This window comes from Thioalkalivibrio sp. ALE30, from assembly GCF_000377465.1.
Taxonomy (GTDB): Bacteria; Pseudomonadota; Gammaproteobacteria; order Ectothiorhodospirales; family Ectothiorhodospiraceae; genus Thioalkalivibrio.
The window spans coordinates 248956-266015 of sequence record NZ_KB898169.1 but is presented as its reverse complement, the minus strand read 5'-3'; the positions used below and the strand labels follow the sequence as shown (position 1 = coordinate 266015).

Here is a 17060-nt window from a genome sequence, read left to right as displayed (position 1 = left end):
CGGGTGTACCGCGTATCGCGCCGGGGCCTTTCCGCATGGGGCGGCAAGGGGCCTGGCGAGGGGCCCGAGATGAGCCAAGATGCCAAGACCCGCCCGGATTCCGGGTACCGCCCGTCCGAGGACGAACCCTACATGAATCCGCGTCAGCTGGACTACTTTCGCGCCAAGCTCGAGGCCTGGCGTGCCGAGCTGATCGAGGAATCGGAACAGACCCTGGAGCACCTGCGCAGCGAGAGCTGGCAGGAGCCCGACCCCAACGACCGGGCCAGTCACGAAACGGATGCCGGCTTGGAGCTGCGCACGCGGGATCGCTACCGCAAGCTGCTGAACAAGATCGACGCGGCGCTGGCGCGCATCGACCGCGGCGAATACGGCTACTGCGAGGAGACCGGCGAGCCGATCGGGATTGCCCGACTGGAGGCGCGGCCCATCGCCACCCTGAGCGTTGCCGCCCAGGAGGCCCACGAGCGCGACGAGGCCCGCTACGCGCAGTAGTCCCTGGCTATGCTTCGGTCAGGTTGCGGGTGAAGACCCGCGAGTTGCGCGCCTGGTTGTACCGGGTCTGGCGGCTCGCGGGGAGGTCATCCACCTGGCCCGGGGTGTAGCCACGCTCCTGGAACCACTGCGCGGTGCGCGTGGTCAGCACGAACACCCGCCGGATCCCTTGCTCCCGCGCCAGCTGTTCCATCGCCTGCAGTAGTCGGTCGCCGCGGCCGCTGCCGCGGTAGTCGCCGTGAAGGGCCAGGCAGGCGATCTCCGCCGCATCCGCCTCGAACGGATACAGCGCGGCCGTGCCAATGATCAGGCCGTCCGCCTCCAGCACCTGAAAGCGGTCGATCTCCAGCTCCAGGTGTTCACGCGCGCGATGCACCAGGATGCCTTCGGCCTCCAGCGGTTCCAGCAGCGCGTGGATGCCACCCACGTCGTCGAGCGTCGCCGGGCGCAGGCGTTCCAGCGGCTCGCGCGAAACCAGGGTCCCGATCCCCTGACGGGTAAAGAGTTCGGTCAGCAGCCCGCCGTCGTCGTGCCGATCCACCAGGTGCACCCGCATCGCGCGCTGGTGGCAGGCATCGATTGCGCTTCTCAGGTGGTTCGCCAGTTCCTCCGGCAGGTCGGGGCTGGTCTCCAGCAACTCCTGAGCGGCCGGTACGGTGAGCTGGTCGAGCACGCCGTGTTCCGGATCACGCAGCACGCCGGCCTCGGTCAGGAAGATCAGCTTGTCGGCATTCAGCGCGATCGCCACCTGGGTGGCGACGTCTTCCCCGGAGAGATTGAAGACCTCGCCGGTGGGGGAGTAGCCCAGCGGTGACACCAGGGCGACCTGCTCGCGCTCCAGCAAGGCCGCGAGCGCGTTGGTATCCACCCCGCGGACCTCGCCGGTGTAATGGAAGTCCACCCCGTCGCGCACGCCCAGCGGGCGGGCGGTGACGAAGTTGCCGCTGGCCACACGCAGCCGCGCGTTGCCGGTACCCGGCTGGCCCAGGCTGCGGGACAGCAGCCCCTCGATCTGCAGGCGCAGTCGGCCGACCGCATCCAGCACGGCCTCCAGCGCCGGGGCGTCGGTCACGCGCAGGCCATTGGCATAGGCCGGGGTCAGCCCGCGCTCGCCCATGCGGGCCTCGATCTGCGGCCGGGCGCCGTAGACCAGCACCACCCGGATGCCGAGGGCATTGAGCTTGGCGATGTCGCGCATCAGCGCCGGGAATTCCGGCGCCTGGGCGGCCTCGCCCGCCAGCGCGATCACCATGGTGCGTCCGCGGTGGGCCGCGATATACGGCACGGCATCGCGGAACCACGCGAGTTCCCCGGGCTGCGGGGCTCGCCGCGACGGTGTGTGCTGGCCTGCGGGTGTTGGGGGGGCGGTAGCCACGGCGCGTTCCGTTTCCTTCGGATGTCCTGAGCCGACAGTCTAGGGAAACACGGATCAATTTGCGCGTCGGCAGCCCAGGCCGCGTTGTGCTGGAAAGGTGTCAGTCGTTCCCGCCGACGATTCGCTCCAGGTCGGGTACGCGATCGCCGGCCGCGACGCCGTGCCGCTCGAACCAGCCGGCATTGACCTCCAGCGCGTAGCGCACGGGGCGTTTCGCCTCATGGATGCGGGTGGAGTGGGGTGTCATGGATGCGATGTTGGTGATGGTGTAATCGGCATCGATAAAGGCCACATCCAGCGGGATGCGGGTGTTCTGCATCCACATGCCGTACTGCGCCGGACGCGGCCATATGAACAGCATGCCGTGGTCGTCCGGCAGGTGGTCGCGGTGCATCAGGCCGATCCGGCGGGCGCGGTCCGTCGCGGCGATCTCGACGGTAAGGGTCTGTTCACCGATGTCCAGGTCGGCCGTCGGGAGCCCGTTTTCGGCCTGCGCGCACCCCGCGCCAAAGCCGACGAACAGGATCAGCCAGGCCAGCCCGGCCCAGGCCCGGCCCGGCGATCGGAGTGGCACGGCCTAATCGCCGCTCATGCGCCCCACAGCGCAGCTGGCGAAGGACTTGGCCTTGGCACTGGTGGAACGCCAGCCGGAGACCGATCCCACCTCGGGGTAGCCCATGCTGGCGAGCTTGGCGGCGACCGCTTCGCGGGCGCTGTCCGGGGCCTGGACCTCGACGGCGCCGCCTTCCACGTCGACCTCGGCCTCAGTGACGCCTTCGACCTGCAGCAGGCCCTTGCGGATGGAGCTGGCGCAGCCGCCGCACTTAATGTTCTCGACCTCGATTTTCATTGCCGGGACCTCGGGATACTGGGGTTTGTACGACTCATTATGTACGATTCCGCTTCTGCGTAAACGTTCACGAGACCCGACCATGCCCGCCTATCGCTCCCGCACCACCACCCACGGCCGCAACATGGCCGGCGCCCGCGCCCTGTGGCGCGCCACTGGCATGAAGGATGGCGACTTCGGCAAGCCAATCATCGCCATTGCCAACTCCTTCACCCAGTTCGTGCCCGGGCACGTGCATCTGAAGGATCTGGGCCAACTGGTGGCCGGCGAGGTGGAGAAGGCCGGTGGCGTGGCCAAGGAGTTCAACACCATTGCGGTGGATGACGGCATCGCGATGGGTCACGGCGGGATGCTCTATTCGCTGCCCTCGCGCGAGATCATCGCCGACTCAGTCGAGTACATGGTCAATGCCCACTGCGCCGACGCGCTGGTGTGCATCTCCAACTGCGACAAGATCACCCCCGGGATGCTGATGGCCGCGATGCGCCTGAACATCCCGGTGGTGTTTGTCTCCGGCGGCCCGATGGAGGCCGGCAAGGTGCAGGCGCCGGGTAGCGACAAGGTCATCCATCTGGACCTGGTGGACGCGATGGTCAAGGCCGCCGACTCCAGCGCCAGCGACGAGGAGGTGGAGTCCATCGAGCGCTCCGCCTGCCCGACCTGCGGCTCCTGCTCCGGCATGTTCACCGCCAACTCGATGAACTGCCTGACCGAGGCCCTGGGCCTGTCGCTGCCGGGCAACGGCTCGCTGCTGGCCACCCACGCCGGGCGCAAGTCGCTGTTCGAACAGGCCGGTCGGCGCGTGGTCGAGCTCGCGAAGCGCTACTACGAGCAGGACGACGCATCCGTGCTGCCGCGTTCGATCGCCACCTTCGAGGCCTTCGAGAACGCGATGAGCCTGGACATCGCCATGGGCGGCTCCACCAACACCGTGCTCCACCTGCTGGCGGCCGCGCGCGAGGGCGAGGTCGACTTCACCATGGCCGACATCGACCGCCTGTCGCGCAAGGTCCCGAACCTGTGCAAGGTGGCCCCGGCCACTCAGCTCTACCACATGGAGGACGTGCATCGCGCCGGTGGCGTGGTCGGCATCCTCGCCGAGCTGGATCGTGGCGGGCTGATCCACCGCGACATCCCGACGGTCCACGCCGACACCATGGGCCAGGCCCTGGAACAGTGGGACGTGATGCGCCACGCCGCCGAATCCGAGACTCTGTACAAGGCCGCGCCGGGCGGTGTGCCCACCCAAGTCGCGTTCAGCCAGGACAAGACCTGGGACAGCCTGGATATCGACCGCGAGAACGGCTGTATCCGCGATATCGAACATGCCTACTCGCAGGACGGCGGCCTGGCCGTGCTCTACGGCAACATGGCCCCGGACGGCTGCATCGTGAAGACCGCGGGGGTCGACGAGAGCATCCTGAAGTTCTCCGGCCCCGCGCGGGTGTTCGAGAGCCAGGACGCGGCCGTCGAGGCAATCCTCGGCGACCGCATCCAGGCGGGTGACGTCGTGATCATCCGCTACGAGGGCCCGAAGGGCGGCCCCGGCATGCAGGAGATGCTCTACCCGACCTCGTATCTGAAGTCCAAGGGGCTGGGCAAGGAATGCGCGCTGATCACCGACGGGCGCTTCTCCGGCGGCACCTCCGGGCTGTCCATCGGGCACGTCTCGCCGGAGGCCGCGCAGGGCGGCGCGATCGGCCTGATCGAGGAGGGCGACACCATCGTGATCGACATCCCCGGGCGCGAGATCCGCATCGACGTCGACGACGCCATCCTGGCGGCCCGGCGCGAGGCGATGGAGGCCCGCGGCGCGAAGGCCTGGAAGCCCGAGTCGCGGACCCGTCCGGTCACCCAGGCCCTGCGCGCCTACGCCCTGATGACGACCTCCGCCGCCTTCGGCGCGGTGCGCGACATCTCCCGCTTCGAGGACTGACCGAGGGCAACAGGCGGGCTTGCAGGATGTCTTGAGCGGCGCCCTGGACCGAAAAACCAAACGACCGAACCACAGGGAGGTGGGGATGGCGATTACCGACTGGCCCGCGGCCGAACGCCCGCGGGAGAAGCTGATCGAGCGCGGCGCGGCCGCGCTTTCCGATGCGGAGCTGCTGGCGATCTTTCTGCGCACCGGCGTGGCCGGCAAGAGCGCGGTCGATGTCGCGCGCGACCTGCTCGGCCGCTTCGGCGGGCTGCGGCCGCTTTTACAGGCCGATCAGGCGGGGTTCTGCGCGGCGCCGGGGCTGGGCGACGCCAAGTACGCCCAGCTCCAGGCGGTGCTCGAGATGGGGCGGCGGCACCTGGCCGCCGATCTGGAGCGCGGCGATGCGCTGACCTCGCCGACCGCGACCCGCCAGTTCCTCGCGGCGCGCCTGCGCGACTATCCCTTCGAGGTCTTCGCGGTCCTGTTCCTGGATAACCGCCACCGGGTGATCGCCTTCGAGGAGCTCTTTCGCGGCACCATCGACGGCGCCTCCGTACACCCGCGCGAGGTGGTGCGGCGTGCCCTGCGGCACAACGCGGCGGCGGTGATCCTGGCGCACAACCACCCCTCGGGCGTGGCCGAGCCGTCGCGCTCGGATGTCGCCATCACCCGCCGCCTGGCCGATGCCCTTGGGCTCGTGGACGTCCGGGTCCTCGATCATGTGATCATCGCCGACGAGAGCGTGTCCCTGGCCGAGCGCGGCGAGTTGTAGCGCCTTGTCCCTGGCGGGCCCCGCCGGTCAGCCGCGGATCTCCCAATGCCCGGGCTCCGACGGACAGGCGGTGCCGGTGTGACGCTGGCCGTCGATGGTCATCTCGAAGTCGCGGCAGCCACTGTCGCGGTTGCGGCGCGGGGTCAGCTGTACCGGCTGGTCATGGGCATTGCGCCAGTGCACGGTCTGGCCGGTCTCGGCCAGTTCCAGGGCGTGTCCCATGCAGGCCTGGTCGTTGCGATCCATCTGGCGGCCGATCATGCCGCCCAAAACCGCGCCCCCGGCCGCGCCGATCAGGATCGCGACCGGGTCGCCATCGCCGACCCGATGGCCGATCACGGCCCCCGCGCCGCCACCGATGGCGGCCCCGATCGCGTCGCGGTTGCAGCGCCCGTCCATCACGCCGTAATCCCGCTCCCAGCGTTCATAACTGTGACCGTGGTAGCCGTGATAGCCCGGGTCGTTCTGTGCGCGCCAGCCGTGAGCCGGTGCCCAGGGCGGTGGCGAGGCCAGGGTATCGGCGGCAAATCCGAACAGCAGTGCGGCGGCCAGTACCTTCAGGTGCGCGGGCAGGCCGCGACGGGGTTGGGTGCGTTTCCGTGCCATGGTCCGTCTCCTTTTGATCGGATATGGGCCCAGCTTGGCGTTGTTTTGCTGAACGGTTGTTTAACGTGACGGGGTGTTTTGTGGAAGCGTGAACGGCTGCGTGTCGGGACTGTGCGCGGTTTCACGTGGTGGTGGCGGCGAGCGCGTGCTCCAGCGCCCGTAGCAGCGTATCCACTTGAGACTCGGTGTGGCTGGCGGACAGGGTGATGCGCAGCCGCGCCTGGCCCTCGGGGACCGTCGGCGGGCGGATGGCCGGGACCAGGAAGCCGGCGGCCAGCAGCCTCTCGGCCACGGCGCTCGCGCGGCGGGCGTCACCGATGTGGACCGGCTGGATCGGGGTCAGGGGCGGCGGGTGCTGCAGGCCGAGCCGGTCCAGGCCTGCCCCCAGGCGCTGCAGCAGGCCCTGCAGGTGCGCACGGCGATCCTCGGCGGCCTCGGCGATGCGCACGGAGGCGAGCGTGGCGGCGGCCAGGGCGGCCGGCATCGCGGTGGTATAGATGTAGGGGCGCGCGGTCTGGATCAGGGCCTCGATCAGGGCCTCGGAGCCGGCGACGAAGGCCCCGGCGGTGCCGAAGCCCTTGCCCAGCGTGCCCATCAGGATCGGGACGTCGTCCGCGCCGAGGCCGTGGTGCTGGCAGCTGCCGCCGCCGGTCGTGCCCAGCACCGACAGGCCGTGGGCATCATCCACCATCAGCCAGGCGTCGAACTCGCGTGCCAGCGCGGCCAGTTCCGGCAGCGGGGCGATGTCGCCGTCCATGGAGAACACCCCGTCGGTCACGATCAGCCGGTGACCACGATCGGGGGCCTGCTCCAGACGTTCGCGCAGGTGCCCGGGATCGGCATGGTGATAGCGCTGGCTGCGCGCGCCGGCCAGGCGTACCGCGTCGATCAGCGAGGCATGGTTCCAGCGGTCCTCGAACACCGTGTCGTGGCGGCCGGCCAGCGTCTGTACCAGCGCCAGGTTGGCCATGTAGCCGGTGGAGAACAGCAGCGCGCGCTCGCGCCCGGTAAAGCGCGCCAGCGCCTGCTCCAGTTCCACATGGGCGCGGGTGTGGCCGTTGATCAGATGGGCCGCGCCGGCCCCGACCCCGCAGCGGTCGAGGGCCTCGCGGGCGGCGGCGGTGACGGCCGGATCGGCCGCCAGGCCCAGGTAGTCGTTGGAGCAGAAGGCGACGACTGGCTGGCCGTCGATGACCTGTTCCGGCTGCTGCGGACCGTCCAGCGTGCGCAGACGGCGCCAGCGTCCGTCCGCCCGTACCCCGTCGAGGCGGGCCTGCAGGAAGGCCTGCAGTGACTTGCTCATGGTGAGTCGCTCACGGCCGCAGCCCGGCACGCAGGAAGATCGGCCAGTGCACGCGGACGGTGATGTCCGCGTTCGGCCACAGCGCGCGCAGGGCCGGCTCCAGTGCGGCCAGTGGATCCTGCCCGGCGGCCTGCGCGCGGCGGATGGCCGACCAGGTGCCGAGATAGCCGAGCAGGGTGTCGCGGTCCCAGTCGCGGTCGATCCGAAACTCGGGCGTCTCGATCTCCGGCCAGGGGAACGGCAGGTCGCGGTAGTGGCTGCGGATGTGGCTGCGCTCTTCCGGCCACCAGGGCGCCAAGGTGGTGTCGTGGAAGTCGGTCAGCAGGCGGTCCAGCGCCGGATCCTCGGCGCGCAGGATGCCGTAGCCCCAGATCGCCAGCAGGCCGCCCGGGCGCAGGACGCGTGCAACCTCGTCATGGAACTCGGAGTGGCGAAACCAGTGTGCGGCCTGGGCGACACAGGCGAGATCTACCGAGGCGTCGGCCAGCGCGCAGGCCTCGGCGGCGCAGGCGATGCGGTCGATCCCGGTGGTCGCCGGCAGGGCGGCCAGCAGGGCCGGGGCGGCGTCTGTCGCCACGACCTGCGGGAAGTGCGGCTGCAGGCCCTGCGCGGCCTGGCCGTTGCCGCTGGCGCAGTCCCAGGCCCGTTCGTGGCGCGGGGTGTGCGCGGCCAGCCAGTCAAACAGCTCGGCGGGGTAGTCCGGGCGGTGGCGGGCATACGCCGCCGCCACCGCCGAGAAATGATCGGGAAAGTCGCCCGCCACCGGCCGCTTGGCTCAGGCCGATGCGGAGGCGGGCCGGTCCGATTCCGCAGGGGCTTCCGGCCCGGTCTCCGGGCGCAGGCCCAGGCGTTCGAACAGCGCGAGGTCGTGGTTCTCGCCGGGGTTCGGCGTGGTCAGCAGGGTGTCGCCGTAGAACAGCGAGTTGGCGCCGGCCAGGAAGCACAGGGCCTGCATCTCGTCGGACATCTCGGTGCGCCCGGCGGAGAGGCGCACGTAGGAGGCCGGCATCAGGATGCGGGTCGCGGCGATGGTGCGCACGAACTCCAGCGGGTCGAGGTCCTCGATCCCGTGCAGCGGCGTGCCCTCGACCTGGATCAGCTGGTTGATCGGGACCGATTCCGGGTGCTTCGGCAGGTTGGCCATCTGCTGCAGCAGGCGCGCGCGGTCGCGCCGCGACTCGCCCATGCCGAGGATGCCGCCGCAGCAGACGTTCATGCCGGCCTCGCGCACGTGCTCCAGGGTCTCCAGGCGGTCCTCGTAGGTGCGCGTGGAGATGATGTGGCCGTAGAACTCCGGCGAGGTGTCGAGGTTGTGGTTGTAGTAGTCCAGCCCCGCCTCGGACAGGCGCTTCGCCTGTTCGGCCTTCAGCATGCCGAGGGTCATGCAGGTCTCCAGCCCCTCGTCCTTGACGGCGCGTACCATCTCGATCACGCGCTCCAGGTTCTTGTCGGTGGGGTTGCGCCAGGCCGCGCCCATGCAGAAGCGGGTCGCGCCCTGGGCGCGGGCGTTGCGCGCGGCCTCGAGCACTTCCTCCAGCGGCAGCAGGCGCTCGCGCTCCAGTTCCACGTCATGGTGCGCGCTCTGCGGGCAGTAGGCGCAGTCCTCCGGGCAGGCCCCGGTCTTGATCGACAGCAGCGTGCTCACCTGCACCGCGTTCGGGTCGAAGTGCTCGCGGTGCACCGTCTGTGCACGGAAGATCAGGTCGTTCAGCGGCAGGTCGAGCAGGGCCTCGACCTCGTTGGTATTCCAGTCGTGGCGGGGCGTGCTCATAGGTGGTGGTCCTCGTCGGATTCGGCGGGGATCTCGACATCCGCCCAGGGCTCGCGGTAGATGGTGAACAGCGCGTAGATCGTCCAGGGCAGCAGGATGGCCGCGGCGATCGCCCAGTAGGCGCGGTAGTAGTCGAGATCCGGCGGGAAGAAGGTGGCGACCACGATCAGCGCGCCCATCAGGGCGTAGTAGCGGTACGCGGCCCACTGGGTGTGATGGCCGACGCGCGGATCGGGGTGGTGCTTGTTCAGGGCGTAGACCAGCATGGAGCCGCCGAACCACAGGACCAGCGGGACGATCCCCATGATCGCGGCGATGATGAAACCGACCCCGACGCCCTCGCTGCTGACCACGAACAGCGGGATGCCGGCGATCGACACGCTGATCAGGTTGCCGATGTCGAACATCGACGCGGCGCGCCGAGAGCTGCGCCCGGAGACGGTCCTGGTGGCCATGGTCTACCCTGCATGCAAAACGCAGAGCATACCATCATGCCCCTGACCCCTTCATCGCAACCGGGCCCTGTGCATGCCGTGGCCGCGCGCTGGACGGCCTGGTCCGCTGCCTGCGCCGAGTGGCTGGCGGAGGCCCTGTACCCGTCCCATTGCGGCCTGTGCCTGGCGCCCGGACCGGCGGTCTGCGCGGGCTGCCGGGGCGATCTGCCACCGCTGGAGCGCCCGTGTCCCACCTGTGCGCTCCCCTTGCCGCCGGCCGGGGTGTGCCCGGCCTGCGTGCGCCAGCCCCCGGCGCTGGACGCGCTGCACGCCGGATGGGCCTATGCCTGGCCGCTGGACCAGTTGATCCTCGCCTACAAGCATGGCGGCAATGTTCGGGCCGAGCGGGCCCCGGCGGCGCTGGCGGGCCATGTCGCCCGGGTGGCCTTTGACGGTGGCGGCCAGGGACGTCGGTCCTCGCCCGATACGGTGCTGCCGGTGCCGCTGCACGGGCGGCGGCTGCGCGAGCGCGGTTTCAATCAGTCGGATGTCCTGGCCCGGCGCGTGGCGGCGGAATTGGGGGCGGCGCTGGAGACCCGGGCGTTGCGGCGCATTCGGGCCACCGCGTCGCAACAGGCGCTGGGCCGCAAGGCCCGCCGGAGCAATGTGAAGGGGGCCTTTGCCTGGCGCGGCGAGGATCTCGCGGGGCGGCATGTGCTGCTGGTGGATGATGTGGCCACCACCGGGGCGACGCTGTCGGCGCTGGCCGGCGTGCTGCGGCGGGCGGGTGCCGAGCGAGTGGAGGGGCTGGTACTGGCGCGTGCCTGAGCCGCCCAGGGGGCGCGTCAGGCGCCGAGGTGATGGTCGGCGATCATCGCCAGCAGGACCACGGCGCCCAGGTAGTGGTTGTTTTTGAAGGCCCGCAGGCAGTCGGCAGGCTCGCGCTCGAAGATCAGGAACTGCTGGTAGAACATCAGCATCGCCACGATCACCAGCCCGGCCGTGTAGTAGCCCCCGAACCCGGCGTGCTGGCCGACCAGGTAGAGCCCGTACCAGACCAGGACCTGCAGCCCGGCGGTGATCAGGCGGTCCAGCTCGCCGAAGGCGATCGCGGTGGACTTCACGCCGATCTTCAGATCGTCCTCGCGATCCACCATGCCGTAGAAGGTGTCGTACACCACGGTCCAGGCCAGAACCGTCACGAACAGCAGCCAGGCGACGGGCGGTGGATGCTCGCCGGTGACCGCGGTGAAGGCCATTGGCACGGCCCAGGCAAAGGCCGCGCCCAGATGGACCTGCGGGAAGTGGTGGAAGCGCTTGGAGAACGGATAGGTGCCGGCCAGCGCAACGGCCACCAGGGAATACAGGATGGTCAGCACATTGGTGAACAGCACCAGCACGAAGGCGACCACGCTGAGCGCCACGAAGGTGCCCAGGGCCTCGCGCGGGGTGATCGTGCCGATCGCCAGCGGACGGTCGCGGGTACGGGCCACGTGGGCGTCGAAGTCACGGTCGGCGTAGTCGTTGATCGCGCAGCCGGCCGAGCGCATCAGGACCACGCCGGCGGTGAAGATGAAGATCAGATAGGCGGGCGGCCAGCCGTCGGCCGCTACCCACAGGGCCCAGAAGGTGGGCCACAGTAGCAGGTAGATGCCCACCGGGCGATCCAGTCGGATCAGGCGGGCGAGTTCCCACAGGCGTTCGCGCTCGGTCATGGCGGCTTAGGGAGACACTGATTGGATTGCACGCTCGCGCTCGAGTCGCTTTTGCGTGCGAACAAGGCACGGTGACTGCCGTGCAGTCATTCTGCACAAGGGAACCGTAACGCCGTTCCCACGCAAAAGCGGCCGAGCCCCTTCGTGAAATAAATTGTGGGGGTGGCACCCCCTGTTCCCCGATCCTGCGTTGCGGCCCTTGCCGGTAGAACCACTACCGGCTGCGCACCGCGCCTTGTCTCGAGAAACAGGGGGTACCAACGCGAGCGTGCAATCCAATCAGTGTCTCCCTAACTTACCAGCCTTGTGGCGCAAGGGCGCCGGGCGCGCCACTCCGGCACTTGGGGATGCTACAGGTGCGCCTCCAGCCACCCGTCCAGGTCTTCCGGTTCCACCTCGCCGCGATGGGTGTCGAGGATGGTGCCATCGCGGGCGATCAGCACGGTGTAGGGCAGGGCGCCAATGCGGTTGCCGTATTCGCGGCCCACGGCGACCGCCTCGTCCTGACCGATCAGGACCGGGAATTCGATCCCGAAGTCGTCCACGAAGTGCTGGGTGGCTGTCTGTTCGTCCACCGCCACCGCGACGATGGTGAAGCCGTCGTCCCGGTGCGCCTCGTAGGTGTCCTGGAACAGCGGCATTTCCTTCTTGCAGGGCGGACACCAGGTGGCCCAGAAGTTCAGCACGATCAGGTCGCCGTCCCATTCGCTGAGCTGGCGTTCGTCCCCCGCGAGATCGGGCAGGGTGAAGTCGATGCGCTGGTTACCCGAGGCCTCCTCGGCTGCGACCTCGGGGGCCGCGTCGGTGGTGGCGCCAGCGGTATCCATCTCCGGTTCCGGATCGCCGCAGGCGGCCAGCATGAAGGCGCCGGCCGTGGCGAGTGCCAGCCCGGGGAGCGCGTGCGTGTGATGCCTCATGGTGTCACCCCGATGGCGCTTTCCACATGCGCCAGGAAACGGTCGGCATTCAGGTACCCGACGTTGCGGTAGTTGCGCAGTTCATTGCCGTCAGCGTCCCAGAAGATCATGGCCGGGGGCCCGAACAGGTTGAACTCGCGCATCAGGTTGCGGTGCTCCGAGGTGTTGTCGGTGACATCGGCCTTGAGCAGGTGCACGTCCGCCATCGCGTTGATGACGCGCTGGTCCTGGAAGGTGGTGCGGTCCAGGCGCACGCAGTCCACGCACCAGTCGGCGTAGAAGTCCAGAAACACCGGCTGGTTATTGCCCTGTGCCTGCTCCAGCTCGCGTTCGAGATCTTCGAGGCTGTCGATGTAGGTGAACTGCATCTCCGTCGGCCCGGCCTGTTCGCCGCTGGCGGTCACCGCGGGCTGATTGAGCGTGGCCAGCGGGCGGAAGATGTCCTTGCCGCCGGTGGCCGCGCCCAGCATCAGCAGCACGCCGTAGATCAGGAGCACCACGCCCAGGCCTTTCCACAGGGTGTGCCAGCCGGAGGTGCCCTCCGGCAGGGTCTTGAGTGCACCCATATAGACCGCGGTCACGATCAGCAGGATGGCCCACAGGAACATCGCGATCTCGCCCGGGATGACCCGTTCGAGCAGCCAGATGCCGATGGCCAGCAGGCCGACCCCGAAGGCCGCCTTGATGGTGTCCATCCACGGGCCGGCCTTCGGCAGCAGGCGTCCGGCGGAGGTGCCGATGGCCAGCAGCGGGGCGCCCATGCCCATGCTCAGCGAGAACAGGGCGATACCGCCCAGCACCGCGTCACCGGTGTGGCTGATATAGAGCAGGGCCCCGATCAGCGGCGCGGTCACGCAGGGGCCGACGATCAGGGCGGAGAGAAAGCCCATGATCCCGGCGCCGACGTAGGTGCCGCCTTCCTGCTTGTTGCTGATCTGCGACAGCTTGCTCTGTACCCCGGCCGGCATCTGCAGGTCGTAGAAGCCGAACATCGACATCGCCAGCGCGATGAAGATGGCGACGAAGGTGCCGATGATCCAGGGGTTCTGGAACGCGGCCTGCAGGTTGGCACCCGCCAGGCCCGCGAACACCCCGGCCACGGTGTAGGTCACCGCCATCGCCAGCACGAACACCAGCGAGATCAGGAACGCCTTGCGCGTGGTCAGGTTCTTCTGCCCGATGATGATGTTCGACAGGATCGGGATCATCGGGAACACGCAGGGCGTGAACGTCAGCAGCAGCCCGAAGCCGAAGAACGCCAGCGCCACCAGCCAGATCTGGCCGTCGGCCAGCTGGGCCGCGATGCGGTCCTGCTGGGTGACGGGCGCGGCGGCCTCGTCGTCCTCGCGCGGCTCGTCGCCGGTCTCCGGCAGGGCATCGGTGTCGGCCTCGGCGGCCAGGTCGGAGGCGAAGGTGACCGACACCTCCTGGGTCAGCGGCGGGTAGCACACGCCGGCGTCGGCGCAGCCCTGGTAATCGATCGCCAGGGTGATGTCGGCGACGTCGTCCGCGTCACGCAGCACCGGGACGAGGATCTCGACCTGGTCGCGAAACACCTGGCTCTCGCCGAAGAATTCGTCTTCCTGCAGCTCGCCGTCCGGCGGGTTGACCGGGCCCAGTTCGATGCCGTCGCCCTCGGCGATGCGCACATCCAGCTGTTCGCGGTAGAGGTAGTAGCCCTCGGCGATATCGAAGCGCAGGATCACCGCGTTCTGGCTGATGGCCTCCAGCGATGCGGCGAAGGCCTTTTCCGGTTCCAGCAGGTCATCGGCGGCGCCCAGATCACCGGACAGTTCGCCAAGGTCGCCCAGCGCGCTGCGTTCCTCCGCGGGCTCGTCGCGGGGTTCTTCGTCCGCGTCGGCCTCGCCGTTCCCGCCCGGCAGGCCGGGCAGCTCGATGGAGACGGTCTGGAAATGCGGCGGATAGCACACGCCGAGATCCGCGCAGCCCTGCGAGCGCGCGGTCAGTTCGATGGTTGTGCTCTCGGCCGCCACGATCGGCAGCTCGACCTGCACCTGGCCACGATAGGTCTCGACCCGGCCGAAGAACTCGTCTTCCTTGACCTCGCCGTCCGGGATCCGGGCTTCGCCCAGTTCGAGTCCGTCGCTCTCCGGCGTGAACTCGAATTGCTCGCGGTACATGTAGTACTCGTCCGCGATGTCCCAGGTGAGGCGCACAGTGTCGGCGTCGATCGCCTCGGCACTGAGGGCAAAGGCGTCGTCCGGGTCCAGCAGGTCGTCCTCGAAGACGGCCTGGGCCAGGGCGGGCAGCAGCGTCAGGGCGAGGAGCAGGCTCGCCAGCCAGGTGCGCGGGTTCAGGAGGTGCATTGTGTAATCCAGTCCAGGTAATCGGGCAGCCCGTGTTCGATCGGCAGGGCGATGATCTCGGGTGTCTCGTAGGGGTGTTGGTCCGCCAGGCGCGTCTGGAGTTCGTCCAGACGTGCGGGCGAGGTCTTGATCAGTAGAGTGACTTCCGCGTCGCTCTCGATATTCCCTTTCCACAGGTAGACCGAGCGTCCGGGCGGCAGGATGTGCACGCAGGCCGCCAGGCCCTGTTCCACCAGGGTGCCGGCCAGGGTCTCGGCCGCGGCCGTGTCATCCAGGGTGGTGATCACCAGCCAGGCGCGGGCTTCGGTGGCTTGCCGGGTGGTACTCATGGTTCAGGAATCCCGTTCGATGCGCGCCGTCTGGCCCGGCCGCAGCGGCACACCGTCCGCCGGGGAGAACTCGACCTCGACGCGGTAGCCGCGTTCGGGCTCCTCGCCGGTCGGCTCCCAGCCCACACGCGCGATGGTGCCGGGCAGGCGCTGGTCGCCGACTACGACCGTAACCTCGGTCCCGGGTTCCAGGGTCGTGGCCGTGTCGGCCGGGACGGTCGCCGTGGCACGCATCGGGTCGGTGGTGCCGAGGATCGCGAGCACCGGCGGCAGCAGGGCCGGGTTCACGTACTGGCCGGGGTTGGCCTCGACGCGCACCAGGCGCCCGCTGGCCGGGGCGCGGATGGTGGCGTCGTCAAGATCGGCGCGGATGCGGTCACGCTGGGCGCGGGCCTCGGCCAGGCGCGCGGCGACCGTCGCGTAGTCGATGCGGGCCAGTTCCAGCTCGCGCGCGGCGATCAGGGTCTGGTCGTAGAGGTCCTCGGCCTTGTCGCGTTCGCGTTCGGCCTCGTCCAGTTCCATCTGCAGGCGCTCCAGCGTGGCCCGGGCGGCCCGCAGGTCGGCATCGGTGCGTCGAGTGTCCAGGCGGAACAGCACGGCATCGGCTTCGACCTGATCGCCGGCGCGGGCCTCGATCGACTCGATGCGGCCGGCAACCGGGGCGGTGATGCGGTAGCGCTCGCCCCAGTCGAGCTGGGCCGCGAAGCCGTCCTCGGCCAGCAAGGGCGCAGGGGTGACGGCGAGCAGGGCCAGCAGGCTGGCCGTGGTCAGCAGGGATGGGCTCGTGAATACGCGGGACATGGGCAGTTCTCCCGTCCGGTCGCCAGTGGGCCGGCGGCTCAAGGGGTTTCCTGGGTGGCGCGGAACGGGCTCAACTCGTCACGGCCGCTTAGCAGGGCCAGGCGCTCGTAGGCCAGGGCCAGTTGGTATTCGGTGCTGGCATTGAAATGCGCCGCGGCGCTTTGCTGCACCATCGAGTCGCCCAGATCGGCCTGGTCCTCGATGTCGTAGAGGTAGCGCGCGCGGTCGATGTAGAGCTCGCGGTAGTCCATGCGCCAGGCGGCCTCGTCGCGCTGGGTGCGCAGGGCGCGGATCTCGTCGTGCAGTTCGCGCAGGCGGTTGCGGGCCTCGATGCGTGCCTGGCCCAGTTCGGCCTCGGCGCGGTGACGGGCGGCGACGGCCTGGCCGACGCGGCTGTCGTGGCGACGGCCTTCGTACAGCGGGATCTCCAGCACCAGGCCGGCGGCGAACGGGTTGCGGTCTCCGCCGCCGAGGTCGCGGTTCCACCAGCCGGATTCGGCCTCCGCATATAGGCGCGGACGGCGCTGGACGCGCGAGGCGGCCACCTCGCGGCTGGCGGCCTCGACCTGGCGGCGTTCGGCCAGCAGGCGCGGGCTGGTGTTGTCGAGCTCGGCCAGCAGGGTGTCCAGATCCGGCAGTTCCGGCAGGTCCAGCGGCAGCATGGGAGCGAGCACGGTGCGCACACGCCGGTCCGGGCGGTTCAGGGCCTCGGCCAGGGCGGCGCGGGTGCGGGCCTGGTTCTGCAGGGCGCGGGTGCGCTGAACGCGCAGGGTCTGATATTCGGATTCAAGGCGAAAGACCTCGATATCCGACACCTGACCGCGCTGGTTGCGCTCCTCGGCGCGTTCCTTGGAGACGTAGGCCGCGGCCATTGCCTCGGTGTCGCGGGCAAAGGCCAGATCGGCCAGCAGCACATCGAAGTAGCGCTCGAGGACGTGGATGCGGTGGCGGGCGTGGGCCAGTTCCTCGTGCTGGCGGGCGGCAACCAGACGCTGCTCGCTGGCCGATTCGCGCGCGTGGGACTGGCCGAAGTCGCTCAGCAGCTTGCGCGCCACGATGGCGGCGCGTGAGTCGTTGCGGCTGCGGTCCTCGATCTGGTCGTTGGGTTCGATCCAGCGGGCCTCGAGCCGGGCGTTTACGCTGACGTCGCGTTCGGCACGGGTCGCTTCCAGCTCCGCGCGGGCCTGCTCGCGTTCGGCGCGTGCTGCGCGCACCCGTGGGTGCAGGGCGTCGACGCGTTCCAGTGCGTCACCGACCCGCATGGGGTTGGGCAAGGGCCCGGCATCGGCCGCGCCGACGCTGTCCTGTGCCATTACCGCTCCGGCCAGCGGCCACAGGAGCAGGCCGGCCAGCAGCAGGCGGGCCAGTCGGCGCCGGTGGTGGGGGCCGGACGAGCGGGGGTGCATCGGCGACATCAGGCGTCGATCCTCGCGGGTTGAGCGGA

18 protein-coding genes are annotated in these 17060 nt (G+C 69.5%); 4 read left to right on the top strand and 14 right to left on the bottom strand.

Features of this window, described 5'->3' with window-relative positions:
• The first annotated feature begins 69 nt into the window (after window positions 1-69).
• A complete protein-coding gene (dksA, locus tag D107_RS0104340) occupies window positions 70-495 on the top strand; it encodes an RNA polymerase-binding protein DksA (protein WP_018865906.1) in 426 nt (141 codons plus the stop codon).
• Between the two features lie 7 nt (window positions 496-502).
• On the opposite strand, the gene argA is transcribed toward dksA, so the two are convergent.
• From argA to D107_RS0104325, 3 genes are all read right to left on the bottom strand, one after another.
• The gene (gene argA, locus D107_RS0104335; RefSeq protein ID WP_081619355.1) at window positions 503-1870 is read right to left on the bottom strand and encodes an amino-acid N-acetyltransferase; all 1368 of its coding nucleotides are present in this window, start codon (window positions 1868-1870) and stop codon (window positions 503-505) included.
• Window positions 1871-1970: 100 nt separating this feature from the next.
• Window positions 1971-2444 carry a DUF192 domain-containing protein gene (locus D107_RS0104330; RefSeq protein WP_018880861.1) on the bottom strand — a complete coding sequence of 158 codons (474 nt, stop codon included), beginning with the start codon at window positions 2442-2444 and terminating at the stop codon, window positions 1971-1973.
• Between the two features lie 3 nt (window positions 2445-2447).
• A complete protein-coding gene (locus D107_RS0104325; protein ID WP_018865903.1) occupies window positions 2448-2720 on the bottom strand; it encodes a heavy-metal-associated domain-containing protein in 273 nt (90 codons plus the stop codon).
• Window positions 2721-2802: 82 nt separating this feature from the next.
• Between D107_RS0104325 and ilvD the strand changes: the two genes are divergently transcribed.
• Both ilvD and radC read left to right on the top strand, forming a co-directional pair.
• On the top strand, window positions 2803-4656 hold the full coding sequence (gene ilvD, locus D107_RS0104320) for a dihydroxy-acid dehydratase (protein ID WP_018880860.1): 1854 nt from the start codon (window positions 2803-2805) through the stop codon (window positions 4654-4656).
• An 85-nt stretch (window positions 4657-4741) separates the two neighbouring features.
• Window positions 4742-5413 (top strand): DNA repair protein RadC, encoded by a 672-nt coding sequence (gene radC / locus D107_RS0104315; protein WP_018880859.1) that lies wholly within the window; start codon window positions 4742-4744, stop codon window positions 5411-5413.
• A gap of 27 nt (window positions 5414-5440) precedes the next feature.
• On the opposite strand, the gene D107_RS0104310 is transcribed toward radC, so the two are convergent.
• The 5 genes from D107_RS0104310 to D107_RS0104290 form a co-directional block, all read right to left on the bottom strand.
• Window positions 5441-6019, bottom strand: coding sequence for a glycine zipper domain-containing protein (locus D107_RS0104310; RefSeq protein WP_018880858.1), 579 nt, complete (start codon window positions 6017-6019; stop codon window positions 5441-5443).
• A 121-nt stretch (window positions 6020-6140) separates the two neighbouring features.
• On the bottom strand, window positions 6141-7322 hold the full coding sequence (gene bioF, locus D107_RS0104305) for an 8-amino-7-oxononanoate synthase (RefSeq protein ID WP_018880857.1): 1182 nt from the start codon (window positions 7320-7322) through the stop codon (window positions 6141-6143).
• A 10-nt stretch (window positions 7323-7332) separates the two neighbouring features.
• Entirely contained in the window at window positions 7333-8085 is a 753-nt protein-coding gene (locus D107_RS0104300; RefSeq protein ID WP_018880856.1) for a methyltransferase domain-containing protein, read from the bottom strand.
• A 12-nt stretch (window positions 8086-8097) separates the two neighbouring features.
• Window positions 8098-9093 carry a biotin synthase BioB gene (bioB, locus tag D107_RS0104295; RefSeq protein ID WP_018879382.1) on the bottom strand — a complete coding sequence of 332 codons (996 nt, stop codon included), beginning with the start codon at window positions 9091-9093 and terminating at the stop codon, window positions 8098-8100.
• Window positions 9090-9548 (bottom strand): hypothetical protein, encoded by a 459-nt coding sequence (locus D107_RS0104290; protein ID WP_026279170.1) that lies wholly within the window; start codon window positions 9546-9548, stop codon window positions 9090-9092. The genes bioB and D107_RS0104290 overlap by 4 nt, the downstream gene beginning before the upstream one ends.
• 246 nt (window positions 9549-9794) lie before the next feature.
• On the opposite strand from D107_RS0104290, the gene D107_RS0104285 reads away from it, so the two are divergent.
• Window positions 9795-10355 carry a ComF family protein gene (locus tag D107_RS0104285; protein ID WP_018880855.1) on the top strand — a complete coding sequence of 187 codons (561 nt, stop codon included), beginning with the start codon at window positions 9795-9797 and terminating at the stop codon, window positions 10353-10355.
• Between the two features lie 17 nt (window positions 10356-10372).
• Here D107_RS0104285 and ubiA read toward each other — a convergent pair whose 3' ends face one another.
• From ubiA to D107_RS0104255, 6 genes are all read right to left on the bottom strand, one after another.
• On the bottom strand, window positions 10373-11242 hold the full coding sequence (gene ubiA, locus D107_RS0104280) for a 4-hydroxybenzoate octaprenyltransferase (protein ID WP_018865894.1): 870 nt from the start codon (window positions 11240-11242) through the stop codon (window positions 10373-10375).
• Between the two features lie 350 nt (window positions 11243-11592).
• Window positions 11593-12159, bottom strand: a complete 567-nt coding sequence (locus D107_RS0104275; RefSeq protein WP_018865893.1) for a peroxiredoxin — start codon at window positions 12157-12159, stop codon at window positions 11593-11595.
• Entirely contained in the window at window positions 12156-14486 is a 2331-nt protein-coding gene (gene dsbD, locus D107_RS0104270; protein WP_018877246.1) for a protein-disulfide reductase DsbD, read from the bottom strand. Before dsbD ends, D107_RS0104275 begins: the two co-directional genes overlap by 4 nt.
• A complete protein-coding gene (cutA, locus tag D107_RS0104265; RefSeq protein WP_018865891.1) occupies window positions 14474-14815 on the bottom strand; it encodes a divalent-cation tolerance protein CutA in 342 nt (113 codons plus the stop codon). The genes dsbD and cutA overlap by 13 nt, the downstream gene beginning before the upstream one ends.
• 3 nt (window positions 14816-14818) lie before the next feature.
• Window positions 14819-15616 carry an efflux RND transporter periplasmic adaptor subunit gene (locus D107_RS0104260; RefSeq protein ID WP_018865890.1) on the bottom strand — a complete coding sequence of 266 codons (798 nt, stop codon included), beginning with the start codon at window positions 15614-15616 and terminating at the stop codon, window positions 14819-14821.
• Window positions 15617-15654: 38 nt separating this feature from the next.
• Window positions 15655-17031 (bottom strand): TolC family protein, encoded by a 1377-nt coding sequence (locus D107_RS0104255; protein WP_018880854.1) that lies wholly within the window; start codon window positions 17029-17031, stop codon window positions 15655-15657.
• Between the last annotated feature and the right edge of the window lie 29 nt (window positions 17032-17060).

Excerpts from the sequence above, each read along its gene's own strand:
- dksA (WP_018865906.1), top strand. The coding sequence starts at position 70 with ATGAGCCAAGATGCCAAGACCCGCCCGGATTCCGGGTACCGCCCGTCC.
- bioB (WP_018879382.1), bottom strand. The coding sequence starts at position 9,093 with ATGAGCACGCCCCGCCACGACTGGAATACCAACGAGGTCGAGGCCCTG.
- D107_RS0104310 (WP_018880858.1), bottom strand. The coding sequence starts at position 6,019 with ATGGCACGGAAACGCACCCAACCCCGTCGCGGCCTGCCCGCGCACCTG.
- radC (WP_018880859.1), top strand. The coding sequence starts at position 4,742 with ATGGCGATTACCGACTGGCCCGCGGCCGAACGCCCGCGGGAGAAGCTG.
- cutA (WP_018865891.1), bottom strand. The coding sequence starts at position 14,815 with ATGAGTACCACCCGGCAAGCCACCGAAGCCCGCGCCTGGCTGGTGATC.
- ilvD (WP_018880860.1), top strand. The coding sequence starts at position 2,803 with ATGCCCGCCTATCGCTCCCGCACCACCACCCACGGCCGCAACATGGCC.
- D107_RS0104255 (WP_018880854.1), bottom strand. The coding sequence starts at position 17,031 with ATGTCGCCGATGCACCCCCGCTCGTCCGGCCCCCACCACCGGCGCCGA.
- dsbD (WP_018877246.1), bottom strand. The coding sequence starts at position 14,486 with ATGCACCTCCTGAACCCGCGCACCTGGCTGGCGAGCCTGCTCCTCGCC.
- D107_RS0104325 (WP_018865903.1), bottom strand. The coding sequence starts at position 2,720 with ATGAAAATCGAGGTCGAGAACATTAAGTGCGGCGGCTGCGCCAGCTCC.
- ubiA (WP_018865894.1), bottom strand. The coding sequence starts at position 11,242 with ATGACCGAGCGCGAACGCCTGTGGGAACTCGCCCGCCTGATCCGACTG.
- D107_RS0104275 (WP_018865893.1), bottom strand. The coding sequence starts at position 12,159 with ATGAGGCATCACACGCACGCGCTCCCCGGGCTGGCACTCGCCACGGCC.
- bioF (WP_018880857.1), bottom strand. The coding sequence starts at position 7,322 with ATGAGCAAGTCACTGCAGGCCTTCCTGCAGGCCCGCCTCGACGGGGTA.
- D107_RS0104260 (WP_018865890.1), bottom strand. The coding sequence starts at position 15,616 with ATGTCCCGCGTATTCACGAGCCCATCCCTGCTGACCACGGCCAGCCTG.
- D107_RS0104290 (WP_026279170.1), bottom strand. The coding sequence starts at position 9,548 with ATGGCCACCAGGACCGTCTCCGGGCGCAGCTCTCGGCGCGCCGCGTCG.